We start from the raw sequence: 15,236 nt of genomic DNA on the forward strand, positions 1-15,236 counted from the left end.
GGACCTCCGTGCGCCAGGGCCGCGGGCGCGAGGCGGCCATTTACCAGGGTTGGACGCCCGCGTGTTATGAGGCCGCCCCCCTGACAATCGCATGTCTGACTCCCTGACTGTAGGCCCCACCGCAGACCCCCGCCGCGTGCGCACCCAGGACGGCCGCGTCCTCGCCGTGCCCGACGGCTGGGCCCTGCTCCCCCCCGGAGACGCCGGACTCACCCGCCGCGTGAAGGCCGCCGGCCCCACCTGGACGGTGGTGGAGAAGGTGGGCCGCAAGCTCTTCTCGCGCGGGGTGTGGGCGCCGGAGGCCCACATCGTCCGGGCCCGCGCGGTGCTCGACGCCGAGCGCGCCACCCCCGCCTACGAGAAGAAGCTGGCCGCCGGCCGCGAGCGCCGCGCCCGCGAGCAGGAGCAGTACGAGGTGGACTTCGCCAACTCCGTGCTGCGCTTCCTCGCCTTCTCCCCGGCGTGGCTCGCCCATGCGAAGCGGCTGGCCGTCCTCGTGGCCGCCCACGCCACGCCCGTGGGCAGCGGCACCGTGGCCCGCACCGAGCGGATTCCCATTGAGCGGCGCGCCGAGGCCGCCGTCATCGCCTGGATGCGCCACCAGACCACCACCTACGACGACATGCGCATCGCCCGCGTGAAGGGCGCCCGCCGCGAGGTGCGCCGCGAGCTGGCCGAAATCTCCCGCGCCGTGCTGGACCTCCACCGCCGCGACGTCCCCCACGGCCCCAGCGCCTGCCCCCTCTGCACCGCCCTCGTCGCGCCCGTGAAGCCCCGCCCCGACGGCCCGTGAGCGCGAGGTGGGTGTCCGGGAGTCCCCGGGCCTGTGGGGCCAGGACTCCTGGGGACGCACACGCCGCGCGGGCAAGGCCACCGCTTGCGACTTCACAGCCGGATAAGCCGCGCCGTGTGGGTTTCTGACCCGGCGTTCAGCGATATTTGCGTTGTTTCTGACCGGCGGGTTAGTAACGGCCCGTCATGCCCCGCCCCGCGGACCCTCACGCTCGCAGCGCCCTGGTGGCCGCCGCCCGGGCGGAGTTCGCCCGCAAGGGACTGCGGGGCGCGCGCATCGAGGACATCACCGCCGCGTGTGGGCTCTCCAAGGGCGCCTTCTACCTGCACTTCCCGTCGAAGGAGGCCCTCTTCGGGGAGGTGGTGGGCGCCTTCCAGGCGGGGCTGGACGCGCTGAACGCGCGGCGCATGGAGGCCGTTGAGCGCTTCTTCGAGGAGCACGGCGTGCCCGGCCCGAAAGACAGGCAGTCGCGCAGCGAGCGCTTCCGCCAGCTCATCGAGCTGGAGTCCGCGAGTGATTTGGAGGCCATGGAGTGGGTGTGGGCCCACCGTGACGTCTCGCTGGTGCTGCTCAGCGGCAGCCAGGGCACGGAGTTCGAGTCGCTCCTGTGGAACGTGACGGACGCGCAGGTGGAGCGCGTGGCCCGGAACTTCCGTCGCCTGCAGGAGGCCGGCGCGGTGGACCGGGACATGGACCCGCACCTGTTCGGCTCCGTCATCGTCGGCGCGTACCTGCTGCTGTCGAAGCAGATGGCGCGCATGCGCGAGAAGCCAGACCTGACGGCCTGGGCCCGCACGCTCCAGCGGCTGTGCCAGGAGGGCACCATGCCCCGCGTGGCCGCCCCGGCGGAGGCTCCCGTGCGCGCGTTGTCCGCCCGAGCCCCCCGTCCTTCATCCCCTTCCACGCGCCGGCCCCGTGCCCGCGCGAAGACCCGTAGCACCTCGAGGAAACCCAAGTGAACTCCACCTGGAAGCCGTCCGCTCTCCGCGCGCTCGCCGCCTTCGGCCTCGCCGCCGCCGCGCTGTCGCTGTCCGCCTGCCAGAAGGCGGACGCCTCCTCGGCGCCGACGGTGCCCGTCGCCACGCCCGAGGCCACGCCCGCCGTGAAGGTCGTCGCCGCGCGCACCGTGCAGGCGGCGCCCAGCGAGCAGGTGACGGGCACGCTCTTCCCCGCGCAGGGGCTGCAGGTGGGCTTCGAGGTGGGCGGCCGGCTCGCCGCGGTGAAGGTGACGAAGGGGCAGGTGGTGAAGAAGGGCGACGTGCTCGCGCAGCTGGACTCGGAAATCTCCGACGCGCAGGTGGCCGGCGCCGAGGCCGCGGTGGCCGCCGCCGAGGCCGCCGCCGGCATGGCCGCGGACGTGGCCGCGCGCAACGTGAAGCTCCAGCAGGAGGGCGGGGTGAGTGACTTGCAGAACCGCTCCTCCACCGCCACCGCCGCGCAGGCCCAGGCGCAGGTGCTGGCCGCGAAGGCGCAGCTCGCCCAGGCCCGCGCCGCGCGGCGCCGGCACGAGCTGCGCGCGCCCTTCGCGGGCACCATCATCGACGCGCCGGAGCAGACGGGCGCCACGGTGGCCCCGGGCACGCCGCTCTTCACGCTGGAGCACCTGGACACGCTGCTGCTGAAGACGACGGTGGCCGAGTCCATGCGCTCGCGGCTCAAGCCCGGCGTGAAGGTGCGCGTGGAGTCCATTGGCGCGCGCGCGTCCACGGAGGAGGCGGTGGTGCGCACCGTCCTCCCGTCCGCGGACGCCGCCACCCGCCGCGTGCCGGTGGAGCTGGCCGTCCCCAACGCGGACGGCCGCTTCGTGGCGCACACGCTGGCGCGCGCGGTGCTGCCCATGGGCGAGTCGCAGTCGGCCCAGGTGGTGCCGGGCACCGCGCTGTCCTCCAGCAACGGCGACCATGTCTGGGTGGTGACGGGCGGCGAGGTGCGCCGGGTGGACGTGCAGGTGCTGGAGCGGCGTGAGCGCGAGGTGGTGGTGCTGGCCTCGTCGCCGCTGGAGTCCGTCATCGACTACCCGACGCCGGGCCTCGCGCAGGGCACCCGCGTCTCCGTGAAGTAACCGCTCCCTTTCGCAAGGCCCACCTGGAGCCTCCCCATGCTTCTCAGCGACGTCTCCATCCGCCGGCCCGTCTTCACGGCCATGCTGTCGCTCTGTCTCATCGTCCTGGGCCTCATGGGCCTGGGGCGCGTGGGCACGGACCTCTACCCGGACGTGTCCTTCCCGGTGGTCATCGTCAACACCGTCTACAAGGGCGCGGGCCCGGGCGAGATTGAAACGCAGGTCATCAAGCCGATTGAGGACGCCGTCGCCGGCATCAGCGGCGTGGACAAGATCCACTCCTTCAGCCGGGAGAACCTGGGCACGGTGGTGGTCCAGTTCAAGCTGACCGCCCCGTTGGACCGGGCGGTGCAGGACGTGCGCGACAAGGTGGCGGGCATCGCCAACAAGCTGCCCCAGGACGCGGACGCGCCCGTCATCGGCCGCGTGGACCTGTCCGCCACACCCATCCTCACCTACGCGGTCTCCGCGAACCTGCCCTCGCAGGAGCTGCGCCGGCTCATCGACGACCGCATCACCCCCGCGCTCGCGCAGCTGGAGGGCGCCGCGGAGGTGCGCGTCACCGGTGGCGACACGCGCGAGATTCAAATCGACATCGACCTGGACAAGGCGCGCGCGGCGGGTGTGTCCCCGCTGGCCATTGCCCAGCGCGTGGGCGCGGAGAACCTGGACCTGCCGGCGGGCCGGCTGCAGCTCGGGGCCAGTGAGCTGACGGTGCGCTCGCTGGGTCAGTTCAAGGACGTGGAGGAGCTTCGCGCGCTGCCGGTGGCGCGCAGCAAGACGGGCGCGCAGGTGCGCCTGGAGGAAATCGCCACCGTGACGGACGGCGTGGCGGAGCGGCGCACCCTGGCGCGCCTCAACGGCCAGGACGCGGTCATCCTCGAAATCGTGAAGCAGCCGGGCTCCAACACCCTGGCGGTCAGCGCCGCGGTGAAGAAGGTGATGGCGGGCATGGCGCCCGCGGTGGGCAACAACTTCGCGGCCACGCTGCTCATCGACCAGTCGGTGCTCATCAATGCCAATGCCCACGAGGTGTGGATTGCCCTCGTCTTCGGCGGCGCCATGGCGGTGCTCATCATCCTGATGTTCCTGCTGGACGCGCGCGGCACCTTCATCTCCTCGCTGGCGCTGCCCACCTCCGTCATCGGCACGTTCTTCGTGATGTACGCGCTGGACTACACGCTCAACCAGATGACGCTGCTGGCGCTGTCGTTGGCCATCGGTCTGCTCATCGACGACGCGGTGGTGGTGCGCGAGGCGATTACGCACCGGCTGGAGCAGGGCGAGGACCCGGTGAGCGCGGCGTCCAAGGGCACGCGGGACGTGGGCCTGGCGGTGCTCGCCACCACCATGTCGCTGGTGGCGGTGTTCGTCCCGGTGGCCTTCATGCCCGGCATCGTCGGCCAGTTCTTCAAGCAGTTCGGCATCACCATCTCCGTGGCGGTGCTCGTCTCGCTGTTCATCTCCTTCACGCTGGACCCGATGCTGTCCGCGCGGCTTGCGAAGGCGCGCGTGCCGGGCGAGGCGCACCGCGACAACGCGGTGGCCGCGGCGCTGCGCCGCTTCCTGGAGGGCACCGAGCGCGCCTACGAGGGAATCCTGCGCTGGGTGCTCGCGCACAAGTGGGCCACGGCGGGGCTCACCGTGCTGGCGCTGGTGCTGTCCTTCGGCGCGGCGAGCCGGCTGGGCGTGGAGTTCATGTCCCCGGAGGACCGCTCGCAGTTCCTCGTGGACCTGACGCTGCCGGACTCGGCCAACCTGCTGGAGACGCAGGCGCGCACCGCGGAGGCGGAGGCGCTGCTCAAGGGCATCCCCGAGGTGGTGGACATCTACGCCATCGTCGGCATCAACGGCGATGTGAACAAGTCCCGCCTGCGGGTGCTCACGGTGGGCAAGGACGCGCGTGAGCGAGGCATCCAGACGCTCAAGGAGGAGGCCCGCGCGCTGCTGGCGCCGGCGCTGGTGGCCACGCGGGTCAACCTGAGCGACCCGCCGATGCTGGAGGGCCTGGGCGACTACTACCCCATCATGGTGCGGATTACGGGCCCGGACATTCCGCGCGTCACCCAGGAGGCCGAGCGCATCGCCGGCATCCTCCGCGAGCTGCCCGGCACGGCGGACGTGCGGGTGGAGGCGAACCCGCCGAAGCCGGAGATGCAGGTGCACATCGACCGCGCGCGGGCGAGCGACGCGGACGTGAATGCGGCGGGGCTGGCCACGCAGCTGCGGCTGGCCATCAGCGGTGACGTGGTGGCGAAGCTGCGCGAGGGCACGACGGAGACGGACATCCGCGTGCGCCTGGCGGAGAAGGACCGCGCCACGCCCGAGCGCGTGAGCCAGCTGGAGGTGTACACGCCGCAGGGCCTGCGGCCGGTGTCGGACCTGGCGGATGTGGCGCTGCGGGACGGGCCGAGCGTCATCGAGCACGACAACCGCGAGCGGCAGATTGCCGTCTACGCGCAGCTGGGCAAGGGCGCGGCGCTGGGTGACATCGCGAAGGCGCTGAAGGCGCGCGTGGCGGCGCAGCCGCTGCCGCCGGGGTACGCCATCCGCTACGACGGGCAGATGAAGAACCTGGACGAGCAGAACGACGCGTTCGGCCTGGCCTTCGGCCTGGCGTTCGTCTTCATCTACATGGTGCTGGCCAGCCAGTTCGAGTCCTTCAAGCACCCGTTCACCATCATGGTGTCGCTGCCGCTGGCGCTGGTGGGCGCGCTGCTGGCGCTGGTGGTGACGGGCTACAACCTGTCGATGGGCGCGATGATTGGCATCATCCTGCTGATGGGTCTGGTGACGAAGAACGCCATCCTCCTCATCGATGGTGCGCTGCAGCACCTGCGCGAGGGCGACACGGTGGACCAGGCGCTGCTGAAGGCGGGCCCGCGCCGGCTGCGGCCCATCCTGATGACGAGCGCGGCCATGGCGATTGGCATGGTGCCCACGGCGGTGGGCAAGGGCGTGGGCTCGGAGTTCCGCGCGCCCATGGCGATTGCGGTGATTGGCGGCGTGATTACGTCCACGTTCCTCACGCTGCTGGTGGTGCCGGTGGTGTTCGCGGGCATGGAGCGGATTGGCTTCCGCCGCCGTGTCACGCAGACGCCGGCCGTGCCCTCCGTGCCCGCGGTGGAGCAGGGGCCGGGTAGGGCGGCCTGAAGAAACCTCGGGCCCGCGGCTTCAGGCCGCGGGCCCGGTGCGCTCAGGGGCCGGGTTCGGAACTCTCTGGCGGAGGCGTGGGGGCGGGGAGCGGAGCTGGCTGCTGGGCGGGTGCTGGCGTCTCGCCTTGTGTTTCCTGGGGCTGGCCGGCGCTCGGTGGTGCCTGCTCGGGAGTGGGTGGGTTCGGAGGGCTTGATGGCGCTGGAGCCTCGCCCTCTCCCGGTAGAGCCTCCGCGACCACTTCACCTTGAGGCGTGACTGCGTACTCGTACCACCAGTCGAGTACCCGCCCGCTCGGGCCTCCGCAGCGGTCGAAGCGTTGCTCGAGGACGACGAAGTACAGGCCTGATGGCGGGTGCTTGAAGACGACGGCATTCAAGCCTTGCTCGGGACTAGAACAGCCCCTGAACAGGCGTGGGTCTGTATTGGTCTTGAGTAGCTCACGGATGGCGGCCGCCGCCGCGAGCGCGGCCCCTGCCTCCATGGAGGGCGCAACGAGATGCGTCGAAGCCTCATCGGGCCACTCAATCTGCCTTCGGCTTGACGAGTGCAGGTGGCATCCCGTGAGCGTTCCGATGAGGAGCGCCAGCGCTTTGTGTCGCCACATGTCAGTCGCCTACTCCCTCAACAGCGGTAGAGGTTCGGTACTGCAGCGCGGCGTGCGACTCCGGCTGTTACTGCGAGGCGCACAGGTTCCGAGAGTGACCCAGCCGGCCCTGGCATTGCTCCACTGCTGGACCTCACCCGTTGAAAAATAGCGCAGGAAGAGGCGGGTGCCGTCCTGCCGCTCCGCGACGATGGCCGAGGCCATTTCAATGGCCGTGTGTCCGTAAAGGGCGGGCGCGGGGTTGCCTGGCACCAGACGAACCGAGGCCATGGCGACATAGGGTTTGAAGACGTCCGTTGGCCATGCCGCGAGGTCGTTGGATGACGGCGGCGCGCCACACGGATGATTGTGGACGTACCCCACCACCCATACCTTCGAAGTGGGATGGTCCTCATCCTTCACCTCGAAAAACGGGGTGCATGAGCTGTGGTCGCTGCTGACAGGCTCGCTCACCCGCCAGGACAGTGAGCCGCGCTCGCCCGCGACGTAAACGGTCGAGCAGTACTCCGTGGAGAGCCCTGCGATGGGCCGTTGCGTCAGTGGGTCACACACCCTGGCGCCAGGGCGCTTGAGGAGCGCGTCCGCCACGTCACGAAGTAGCGCGATGGGGATGGAGCTATCTCCCGAGATCATTTCGACGGCGGGAACCTCTGACCATGGCCCCCGTGTCATGGTTGCGTCTCGCGCCGTGGTGTTGGGCGGAGGCGTGGTGGCACACCCTCCAGTGAGAAGCAGCAGCGGAACCACACGCTTCATGGACGTCTCCAGTCCCATGATGGAAGACGCCTCACCTCACCGCGTACAGCGGCGTCATCGCGTCGATGATGGTGTGCATGAGGCGCTGGCCGTCGGGCGTGTCCGGGCACAGCCCTCCCCAGACGAGCGTGAGGCGCTCGGCCACGGGGCGCCAGTACATGCGCCCGCGCATGCGCACCGGCTCATAGCTCTCGCGCCCACCGGCGAGGTAGTCCTCCTCCGGCACGCCGAACACCGCGTAGTACGTGAGGTCCGGCGCCTCGGCGTCCTCCACCCGGTGCAACCCGCTGGGGATGAGGCAGGCCACGTCCGCCGTGTGCCATGGACCCTCGCGCCCCGGCGCCACCTCCAGCACCTCGAAGCACATCCGCGAGGCGGGACAGCCCAGCTCCCCCGCCGTGAGGAAGTTGTAGTCGAGTTGCGGCACCTCCAGCATCTCGTCCACGTCCGGGCGGCCGTCGCGCTTGAAGCCCCACGGGCTCCCGTTGCGCTTGTACGAGCGCACGCCGTACGCGCCGTAGAAGACGTTGTACCAGGGGCTGTGCGGGTTGAAGTACTCCGAGCAGCCCACGCCCGACGGGAAGTCGCCGATGGTGAAGGCCACCAGCAAGTCCATCGGCCGCTTCGTGTCGAACGCCAGGAAGGGCTCGTGCGCCACCGCGCCAATAGAGCCCGGAATGGCAGGCACCGGCGTCGCCAGGCCCGCCTCCTCCAGGAAGTTCTTCTTCCCCGGCAGCGGCGTGGCGTTCATGGCCATGATGGCCAGTTGTCGTTGCAGTCCCATGGGATTCGTTCCCCCTCCCCGCACAATCCTACCGGACCGGGGTAGACTCCGAGCATGCCGGAGAAGCTGGTCTTCGAGCACACCTTGGAGGGCCTCTTCGTGAGAGGACTGGTGGGGCGCGTCACCCCCACCCTCCGGGAGCGCTTGAAGGAAGTGGGCGTGGACCTGGAGCGCAAGCTCCAGCCCGCCTACGGCTTCGACACCTGGTGCTCCGCGGTGCGGGTGGCCGCGCGCGAGCTGCACCCGGACGTGCCGAATGACGTGGGCTACGGCCTGCTCGGCGAGCGGATGGTGGACGGCTACCGCGAGACGGTGTTGGGGCGCGCGGCCTTTGGCGTCATCCAGTTGCTGGGGCCACGGCGTGGCGTGGGCCGGGCGCGGCAGATGTTCCGCTCGGGGAACAACTACACCGAGACGCGCCTGGAGGACGTGTCCCCCACGGAGGTGGACCTCTGGATGAACGAGGCGGGGACCATCCGCTACTTCACCCGGGGCGCGCTGCTGGCCGGCCTGCGTGCGGTGGGCGCTCGGCAGCCGGAGGTGCACGTGCGCGACTACAACGACGACCACGTCACCTACCGGCTCACCTGGCGTGGCTCCTGAGTCCGGCGCCAGCGGGGAGGGGCCGCGGCTGCTCGCGGTGGACCTGGGGCTGCGGTCGGGACTGGCGGTGTACGGGCGGGACGGCCGGCTGCGCGAGTACCGCTCGCAGAACTTCGGCTCCCAGACGCGGCTGAAGCGGGCGGTGCCGTCGGTGCTCAATGGGGTAGGGCCGCTGGCGTGGCTGGTGCTGGAGGGCGGCGGGCCGGTGGCGGACGTCTGGGAGCGCGAGGCGGGGCGGCGCGCGCTGCCGGTGTTGCGGGTGGCGGCGGAGGACTGGCGGGAGAAGTTGCTCTACGCGCGGGAGCAGCGCAGCGGCACGCTGGCCAAGGACGCCGCGGACGTGCTGGCGCGCAGGGTCATCGTCTGGTCCGGCGCGGCGAAGCCCACGTCGCTGAAGCACGACGCGGCGGAGGCGATTCTCCTGGGCCTGTGGGCCGTGCTGGAGGTGGGCTGGCTGGACAGGGTGCCCGCGGAGTTGCGGCGCTGAAGTGCGGGCGAGCGAGTGCCCGCGCCGCTGAGTGCGGGCCGGGGGAGGGGCTCATGCTGGGGGAGGGCGGGCCGCTCCGCCCGGACTCCGCGCTCCGTCGTGGAAGCACCTCGCGGGACACGGGCCCGTCCGTCCTCCATGATGCGGGCCCATGGCCCAGCCGCGCGACGACCGCCCCGTGCATGAGACCGACGTGCCCCGTGGCGAGGGGCTGAACCGGTGGGTGGACCCGCTCGCCCGCACGGCGTACCGGGGCGCGTATGCGTTGGCGTGCGTGTACTGGTTCGTGCGCCACCCCCGGACGCGCGGCGTCTTCGTGGGCGTGTGGCACGCGGGGCGCGTGCTGCTGCTCCAGAACTCCTACAAGCACCGCCTCAGCATGCCGGGCGGCGGCTACCACCGGGGCGAGTCCGCCCCCGAGTGCGGCGCCCGTGAGTTGCGCGAGGAGGTGGGCGTGTCCATGGCGCCCGCCGACCTGCGCACCGTCTTCGAGACCGTGGGCTCGGAGGAGAACAAGGACGACCACGTCACCTTCGTCGAGGTGGACGTGGACGCGGAGCCGACGGTCACCATCGACCGCCGCGAGGTGACGTGGGCCGCGTTCATCGACCTGGACACGGCCCTGCGGTTGAACCTCTCGGCGCTCGTGCGCGCCTACCTGGAGGACGCGAAGCGCCGCCGCGGCTGAAGCACCACGCGGCGCCAGCACTGCTGGCGCCGTGCCTCAGGTCCGGCGGGAATGGGCCCTTGGGGCCCGGCCGCCCTCAGCGCCCGGCCGCCTGCGCCATCTTCATGGGCACGGGCTCCGCGCCGAGGAAGAACTTCGCGCGCGCCTTCGCCAATTGCGTGTGCGCCTCCTCCAGCGACACGCAGTCGATGGTGATGTCGTCGCCGGGCGCGGCCTCGGACGCCACCCGGGCCGTCTGCAGGCGGGAGATGGTGGAGTCCGACACGTGCGCGCACATCAGGCAGCCCTTCTGCCGGCCGTACGCCACCACCTCGCCGAAGATGGCCGCCGACTCCGGCTCCAGCGTCCGCAGTCCGCGCATGTCCGCGAGCACCAGGTGCCTGCCACCTCCGTAGGTGTCCGTCGCGGTCTTGTAGGCCGAGGCGAAGTCCTTCATCTCGGTCGGCCGGACAAACCCGCTCAAGCGGACGGTGACGGTACGACGATTCGTGTCATTGGTGACTTCGAACATGCGTGCGCCCTCCCCACGAGGGCAAAGATTAACAAAGTTAGACATTGAAAAGCACGCCACCCCCCGGACGCTCTGGCCCGGCTGGAATTATGGGAATGGATTGCGCAGTCAAGTCCCGCGCGGGTGCAATCCTCGCGTGGCACCTGATGCGGGGGGTAGGCCCGGGTCCTACGCCCGCTGCCCGCTCTCACCCGTGACGACAGCCGACCCGATGAGGTGTGCCAGCCGCAGCGCCTCGGGCACGCGGCCCCGGTCCGTCACGCGGGTGAGAGCCTCGGCCACCTCGTCGGGTTGTGCGCCCTGCACCTGGAAGGTGAAGCCTCCCAGCTGGTGGATGGGCCCCGCGCGCTTCAGCTTCGCCCAGCGCGCGTCCGCGCGGGGCAGGCGCCGCAGCGCGCGCTCCACCGCGTCCATATCCGGCGGCCGCCGCATCACCGCCACGCAGGGCTTCTTCAGCCGCGCCGCCAGCTCCGGCAGGTCCACCACGTTGAAGCCGCCGAAGGCGATGCCGTCCAGCAGCACCAGGTGGAGCTGGGGCAGGAACTTGCCGCCCTCCAGCAGCCGGCACACCTCGTCCGTGGCATTCCAGCCGTCGCGCCGCACGCGCCCCCAGACGAGCCCCTCGAAGCGCGTGCCACCGCACACCACGCCGGCCAGCGGCACGGCGACGCCGGGGCGGCGCGCGAAGGGCCCATCGTCGAAGCCGATGACTCGGGGAAGGCGGGGCAGGCGCATGGGCCTGTAAGCCTCTCAAGAGGGAGCCGTCGCCCGCAAAGAGAAAGCCCGACCTCGCGTGCGACGAGACCGGGCTTCCGTGACGTCTACAGCCGGCTCTGCTCAGCCCGCGCGAACGTTCTGCGCCTGCAGGCCCTTGGGGCCGCGGCCGACCTCGAACTCCACCTTCTGGCCTTCGGCCAGGGTGCGGAAGCCGTCCATGTTGATGGCGGAGTGGTGGACGAACACGTCCTCACCGCCGCCGTCCTGCACGATGAAACCAAAGCCCTTCGCATCGTTGAACCACTTGACGGTACCAGTTGCCATGAATCGCGTTCTCTCGTTTCAGAGCGGCTCGCGCCGCGGCGTTTCGCCCTCTGAGAAACCGAAGGCCCCTACTGCGGCCCCTAGTCTGCCCGGGGCGGGCAGCCGAGTGGAAGCCCCCCTACCTGCTGACCGGGCGGGAAGGCTTGGGCAGAGGGGCTTCTCCGCCCCGGAGTCCGGGCAGGCGAGGGTCCTGGCGCCCTGCGTCGAGGGCCGCGTGCCTACCTTGGCGGCAGCGTCACGAACGGATGTCCGGAAGGAGCGCGCCATGGCCGAGCCGCAGACCCCCCACCTCACCACCTCCATCCTCCCGCCACCCCTGGGCCCGGACACCGGCCTGCGCCGCGTGGTGCACCGCGCGCTGGACAAGAGCGCCGCGGCGGGAATCCTCTCGCGCCCGCTGTTCGACCGGCTGCCCCTGCGCCGGTGGATACCGCAGGACGTGCACTCGCTGCTGGACTACAAGGGCGGCACCGCGTCGGCGCTGGCGGGCCTGCTGTCGGATGACCCGGTGGCGAAGGCGGCGGGGCTGGCGCTGGGCTCCTCCATCATCGGCGTGTCGCTGCTCACCGACTACCGCATGAGTCTCACCAAGCTCATCCCCATCGAAGCGCACGAAATCGCGGACTACGTCTACGGCGCGGCCGCCATCCTCGCGCCCTTCGTGCTGGGCTACGCGCGGCGCAGCCCGGTGGCCGCGGCCATCCACGTCGTCATGGGCCTGTCCACGATTCTGGCCTCGCTGGTGACGGACTACCGGTGCCAGACGGGCATGCACCTGGGCGGCGAGCTGATGACGGACCCGGAGGCGATTGGCGCGTGAGCGCCCCCGTCCCTCCCTCGCGCGGCAGCACGGTGCGCGGCGCGCTGGAGGCGGCGCTGTCCTCGGCGCCCGAGCACGGCCTCACCTCGAAGGACCTCTCCGCCCTGGTGGGTATCTCCGAGAAGGACGTCGCCGACCACCTGGTGCATCTGGAGAAGTCCCTCAAGGCGCAGGGACTGAAGCTGGAGGTGGTGCCCGCCAGCTGCATCCAGTGCGGCTTCGCCTTCAAGGACCGCAAGCGCTTCACCCGGCCGGGGGCCTGCCCCCGGTGCCGCTCGACGCGCATCGACCCGCCCGCCTTCCGCGTCACCAGCTGAAGCGCGGCGCCTGAAAAGCGAAGCGGCAGGGCGCCCTGGGGCACCCTGCCGCTCGTGTCACTTCAGCGAGGCGTGGAGGCGGCCTTTAAGCCGCCTTCACCGCGGCGTCGGACTTCACGTCCGAGGTGCCGCCCGGGCTCTGGATGCGCATGCCGTAGAAGCTGCGGTACACGAACACCGTCGAGGCCACGAAGAACACCGCCGCGAGGATGGTGGTGAGCTGCTTGCCCGAGGCCGTGGTGTTCAGCTCCACCGCCAGCTCCACGGCCAGCAGGCCGAAGAGGGTGGTGAACTTGATGACCGGGTTGAGCGCCACGGAGGACGTGTCCTTGAACGGGTCGCCGACGGTGTCGCCGACGACGCAGGCCGCGTGCAGCTCCGTGCCCTTGGCCTTCAGCTCCGTCTCCACCAGCTTCTTCGCGTTGTCCCAGGCGCCGCCCGCGTTCGCCATGAAGACGGCCTGGTACAGGCCGAAGATGGCGATGGAGATGAGGTAGCCGACGAAGAAGTACGGCTCGAGGCAGGCGAAGGCGAGGGTGCTGAAGAACACCGCGAGGAAGATGTTGATCATGCCCTTCTGCGCGTACTGGGTGCAGATCTCCACGACCTTCTTGGAGTCCGCCACGCTGGCCTTCTCCACGCCCTCCAGCTTGATGTTGGCCTTGATGAACTCCACCGCGCGGTAGGCGCCGGTGGACACGGCCTGCATGGACGCGCCGGAGAACCAGTAGATGATGGCGCCGCCGGTGATGAGGCCCAGGAGGAACGGGGCGTGGAGCAGGGACAGGAACTGCGCCTTGTCCGCGTTGAGCATCTGCTCGCCCGCGGCGTTGGTGGTGATGCCCACCAGCAGCACGATGATGGAGAAGATCATCGTCGTGGCGCCCACCACGGCGGTGCCGATGAGCACCGGCTTGGCAGTGGCCTTGAAGGTGTTGCCCGCGCCGTCGTTCTCCTCGAGGAACTGCTTGCCCTTCTCGAAGTCCAGGTCGAAGCCGAAGTCGCGCTTCACCTCTTCCTTCACGTTGGGGACGTTCTCGATGAGGGACAGCTCGTAGACGCTCTGCGCGTTGTCCGTCACCGGGCCGTAGGAGTCGACGGCGATGGTGACAGGGCCCATGCCGAGGAAGCCGAAGGCCACGAGGCCGAAGGCGAACACCGGCGCGGCGAGCATCAGCTGGCCCACGCCCGCGCCCTCGACGCCCGCGCCGCTGAACCAGAACGCCAGGCCCATGAGGGCGGCGATGATGAGGCCCATCCAGTAGGCGGAGAAGTTACCCGCCACCAGGCCGGAGATGACGTTGAGCGACGCACCACCCTCGCGGCTGGCCGTGACGACCTCGCGCACGTGGCGGCTCTCGGTGGAGGTGAAGGCCTTGATGGCCTCGGGGATGATGGCGCCGGCCAGGGTGCCGCAGGTGATGATGGCCGACAGCTTCCACCACAGGCTGCTGTCGCCGCCCAGGTTCGGGATGAGCAGGTAGCTGACCAGGAACGTCAGGGCCACGGAGATGATGGACGTCACCCACACCAGTGCGGTGAGCGGGTGCTCGAAGTTCATGTGGTCCGCGTTGCGGTACTTGCCACCCTGGTACACGTTGTTCAGGCCGTAGGCCGCCAGGGACGCGAGCACCATCACGATGCGCATCATGAAGATCCAGACCAGCAGCTCGATGCGGTAGGGCACCTCGACGGCCAGCAGGATGAAGGTGATGAGCGCCACGCCCGTCACGCCGTAGGTCTCGAAGCCGTCCGCGGAGGGACCCACGCTGTCGCCCGCGTTGTCGCCGGTGCAGTCGGCGATGACGCCCGGGTTGCGCGCGTCGTCTTCCTTGATCTTGAAGACGATCTTCATCAGGTCGGAGCCGATGTCGGCAATCTTGGTGAAGATGCCGCCGGCGATGCGCAGCGCGGACGCGCCGAGCGACTCACCGATGGCGAAGCCGATGAAGCAGGGGCCCGCGAAGTCCGCCGGGATGAAGAGGAGGATGGCCAGCATCAGCAGGAGCTCGGTGCTGATGAGCACCATGCCGATGGACATACCGGCCTGGAGCGGAATGGCGTAGGTGGGGTAGGGCTTGCCGCGCAGCGACGCGAAGGCGGTGCGGCTGTTGGCGAACGTGTTGACGCGGATGCCGAACCAGGCGACGCCGCAGGAGCCGGCGATGCCGACGAGGCTGGCGACCAGGATGATGGCCACGCGGCCCACGTCCATGTGCCGCAGGAAGCCGAAGTAGCCCACCATCACCACCGCGATGAGGGCCCAGAGGATTCCGATGAACTTCATCTGCGTGGCGAGGTACGTCTTGCACGTCTCGTAGATGAGCTCGGAGATGTCGAGCATCGCCTTGTGGACGGGCATCTTCTGGAGGCTGGCGTACTGCAGGAAGCCGAACACCAGGCCGATGACGCACACGGCGATGCCGGACAGCAGCAGCTGATAGCCGTTGAAGCCACCGAGGAAGGTGACCTCGCGGAAGTTGGGGAGGACGAGGTCCGCCTCGCTGGCGTGGGCGGCGCTGGCGGCGAGGACCGTCAGGAGCCCCAGGGCTCGAGCGGCCGCGCCGGTGACGCTCTTCCGGAGAGCGTCCATCGGTGAAACGGTGGATGTCAT

15 protein-coding genes are annotated in these 15,236 nt (G+C 70.2%); 9 read left to right on the top strand and 6 right to left on the bottom strand.

Annotated features, from left to right (window positions below; genetic code table 11):
- The first annotated feature begins 91 nt into the window (after window positions 1-91).
- From G4D86_RS03680 to G4D86_RS03695, 4 genes are all read left to right on the top strand, one after another.
- Window positions 92-793 (top strand): DUF2293 domain-containing protein, encoded by a 702-nt coding sequence (locus tag G4D86_RS03680; protein WP_163989459.1) that lies wholly within the window; start codon window positions 92-94, stop codon window positions 791-793.
- A gap of 185 nt (window positions 794-978) precedes the next feature.
- Entirely contained in the window at window positions 979-1,752 is a 774-nt protein-coding gene (locus G4D86_RS03685; RefSeq protein ID WP_163989461.1) for a TetR/AcrR family transcriptional regulator, read from the top strand.
- Window positions 1,749-2,855, top strand: coding sequence for an efflux RND transporter periplasmic adaptor subunit (locus G4D86_RS03690; RefSeq protein WP_163989463.1), 1,107 nt, complete (start codon window positions 1,749-1,751; stop codon window positions 2,853-2,855). The genes G4D86_RS03685 and G4D86_RS03690 overlap by 4 nt, the downstream gene beginning before the upstream one ends.
- Before the next feature lie 36 nt (window positions 2,856-2,891).
- Window positions 2,892-6,008, top strand: a complete 3,117-nt coding sequence (locus tag G4D86_RS03695) for an efflux RND transporter permease subunit (RefSeq protein ID WP_163989465.1) — start codon at window positions 2,892-2,894, stop codon at window positions 6,006-6,008.
- Between the two features lie 616 nt (window positions 6,009-6,624).
- Here the strand turns inward: G4D86_RS03695 and G4D86_RS03700 are convergent.
- Both G4D86_RS03700 and G4D86_RS03705 read right to left on the bottom strand, forming a co-directional pair.
- Window positions 6,625-7,371, bottom strand: coding sequence for a hypothetical protein (locus G4D86_RS03700; protein WP_240360021.1), 747 nt, complete (start codon window positions 7,369-7,371; stop codon window positions 6,625-6,627).
- Window positions 7,372-7,402: 31 nt separating this feature from the next.
- Entirely contained in the window at window positions 7,403-8,155 is a 753-nt protein-coding gene (locus G4D86_RS03705) for a hypothetical protein (protein ID WP_163989467.1), read from the bottom strand.
- Between the two features lie 54 nt (window positions 8,156-8,209).
- Between G4D86_RS03705 and G4D86_RS03710 the strand changes: the two genes are divergently transcribed.
- The 3 genes from G4D86_RS03710 to G4D86_RS03720 all read left to right on the top strand — a co-directional run bounded on the left by G4D86_RS03710 (window position 8,210) and on the right by G4D86_RS03720 (window position 9,933).
- Window positions 8,210-8,758: a DUF2378 family protein gene (locus tag G4D86_RS03710; protein ID WP_163989469.1), complete on the top strand. Its 549-nt coding sequence runs from the start codon at window positions 8,210-8,212 to the stop codon at window positions 8,756-8,758.
- The gene (locus G4D86_RS03715; protein WP_163989471.1) at window positions 8,748-9,245 is read left to right on the top strand and encodes a hypothetical protein; all 498 of its coding nucleotides are present in this window, start codon (window positions 8,748-8,750) and stop codon (window positions 9,243-9,245) included. The genes G4D86_RS03710 and G4D86_RS03715 overlap by 11 nt, the downstream gene beginning before the upstream one ends.
- 151 nt (window positions 9,246-9,396) lie before the next feature.
- Window positions 9,397-9,933 (top strand): NUDIX hydrolase, encoded by a 537-nt coding sequence (locus tag G4D86_RS03720; protein ID WP_163989473.1) that lies wholly within the window; start codon window positions 9,397-9,399, stop codon window positions 9,931-9,933.
- A 76-nt stretch (window positions 9,934-10,009) separates the two neighbouring features.
- Here the strand turns inward: G4D86_RS03720 and G4D86_RS03725 are convergent, their stop codons facing one another.
- The 3 genes from G4D86_RS03725 to G4D86_RS03735 all read right to left on the bottom strand — a co-directional run bounded on the left by G4D86_RS03725 (window position 10,010) and on the right by G4D86_RS03735 (window position 11,485).
- Window positions 10,010-10,444 carry a hypothetical protein gene (locus G4D86_RS03725; protein ID WP_163989475.1) on the bottom strand — a complete coding sequence of 145 codons (435 nt, stop codon included), beginning with the start codon at window positions 10,442-10,444 and terminating at the stop codon, window positions 10,010-10,012.
- A gap of 168 nt (window positions 10,445-10,612) precedes the next feature.
- Complete coding sequence (locus G4D86_RS03730; protein WP_163989477.1) at window positions 10,613-11,179, bottom strand: endonuclease dU; 567 nt, start codon at window positions 11,177-11,179, stop codon at window positions 10,613-10,615.
- 102 nt (window positions 11,180-11,281) lie between these two features.
- Window positions 11,282-11,485 (bottom strand): cold-shock protein, encoded by a 204-nt coding sequence (locus tag G4D86_RS03735; RefSeq protein WP_163989479.1) that lies wholly within the window; start codon window positions 11,483-11,485, stop codon window positions 11,282-11,284.
- A gap of 265 nt (window positions 11,486-11,750) precedes the next feature.
- Here G4D86_RS03735 and G4D86_RS03740 point away from each other — a divergent pair, with 265 nt between their 5' ends.
- Window positions 11,751-12,305: an SPW repeat domain-containing protein gene (locus G4D86_RS03740; RefSeq protein WP_240360022.1), complete on the top strand. Its 555-nt coding sequence runs from the start codon at window positions 11,751-11,753 to the stop codon at window positions 12,303-12,305.
- The gene (locus G4D86_RS03745; RefSeq protein WP_163989481.1) at window positions 12,302-12,622 is read left to right on the top strand and encodes a transcriptional regulator; all 321 of its coding nucleotides are present in this window, start codon (window positions 12,302-12,304) and stop codon (window positions 12,620-12,622) included. The genes G4D86_RS03740 and G4D86_RS03745 overlap by 4 nt, the downstream gene beginning before the upstream one ends.
- Before the next feature lie 85 nt (window positions 12,623-12,707).
- Here G4D86_RS03745 and G4D86_RS03750 read toward each other — a convergent pair whose 3' ends face one another.
- The gene (locus G4D86_RS03750) at window positions 12,708-15,236 is read right to left on the bottom strand and encodes a sodium-translocating pyrophosphatase (protein ID WP_205519451.1); all 2,529 of its coding nucleotides are present in this window, start codon (window positions 15,234-15,236) and stop codon (window positions 12,708-12,710) included.

It is taken from the genome of Pyxidicoccus caerfyrddinensis (assembly GCF_010894405.1).
Taxonomy (GTDB): domain Bacteria; phylum Myxococcota; class Myxococcia; order Myxococcales; family Myxococcaceae; genus Myxococcus; species Myxococcus caerfyrddinensis.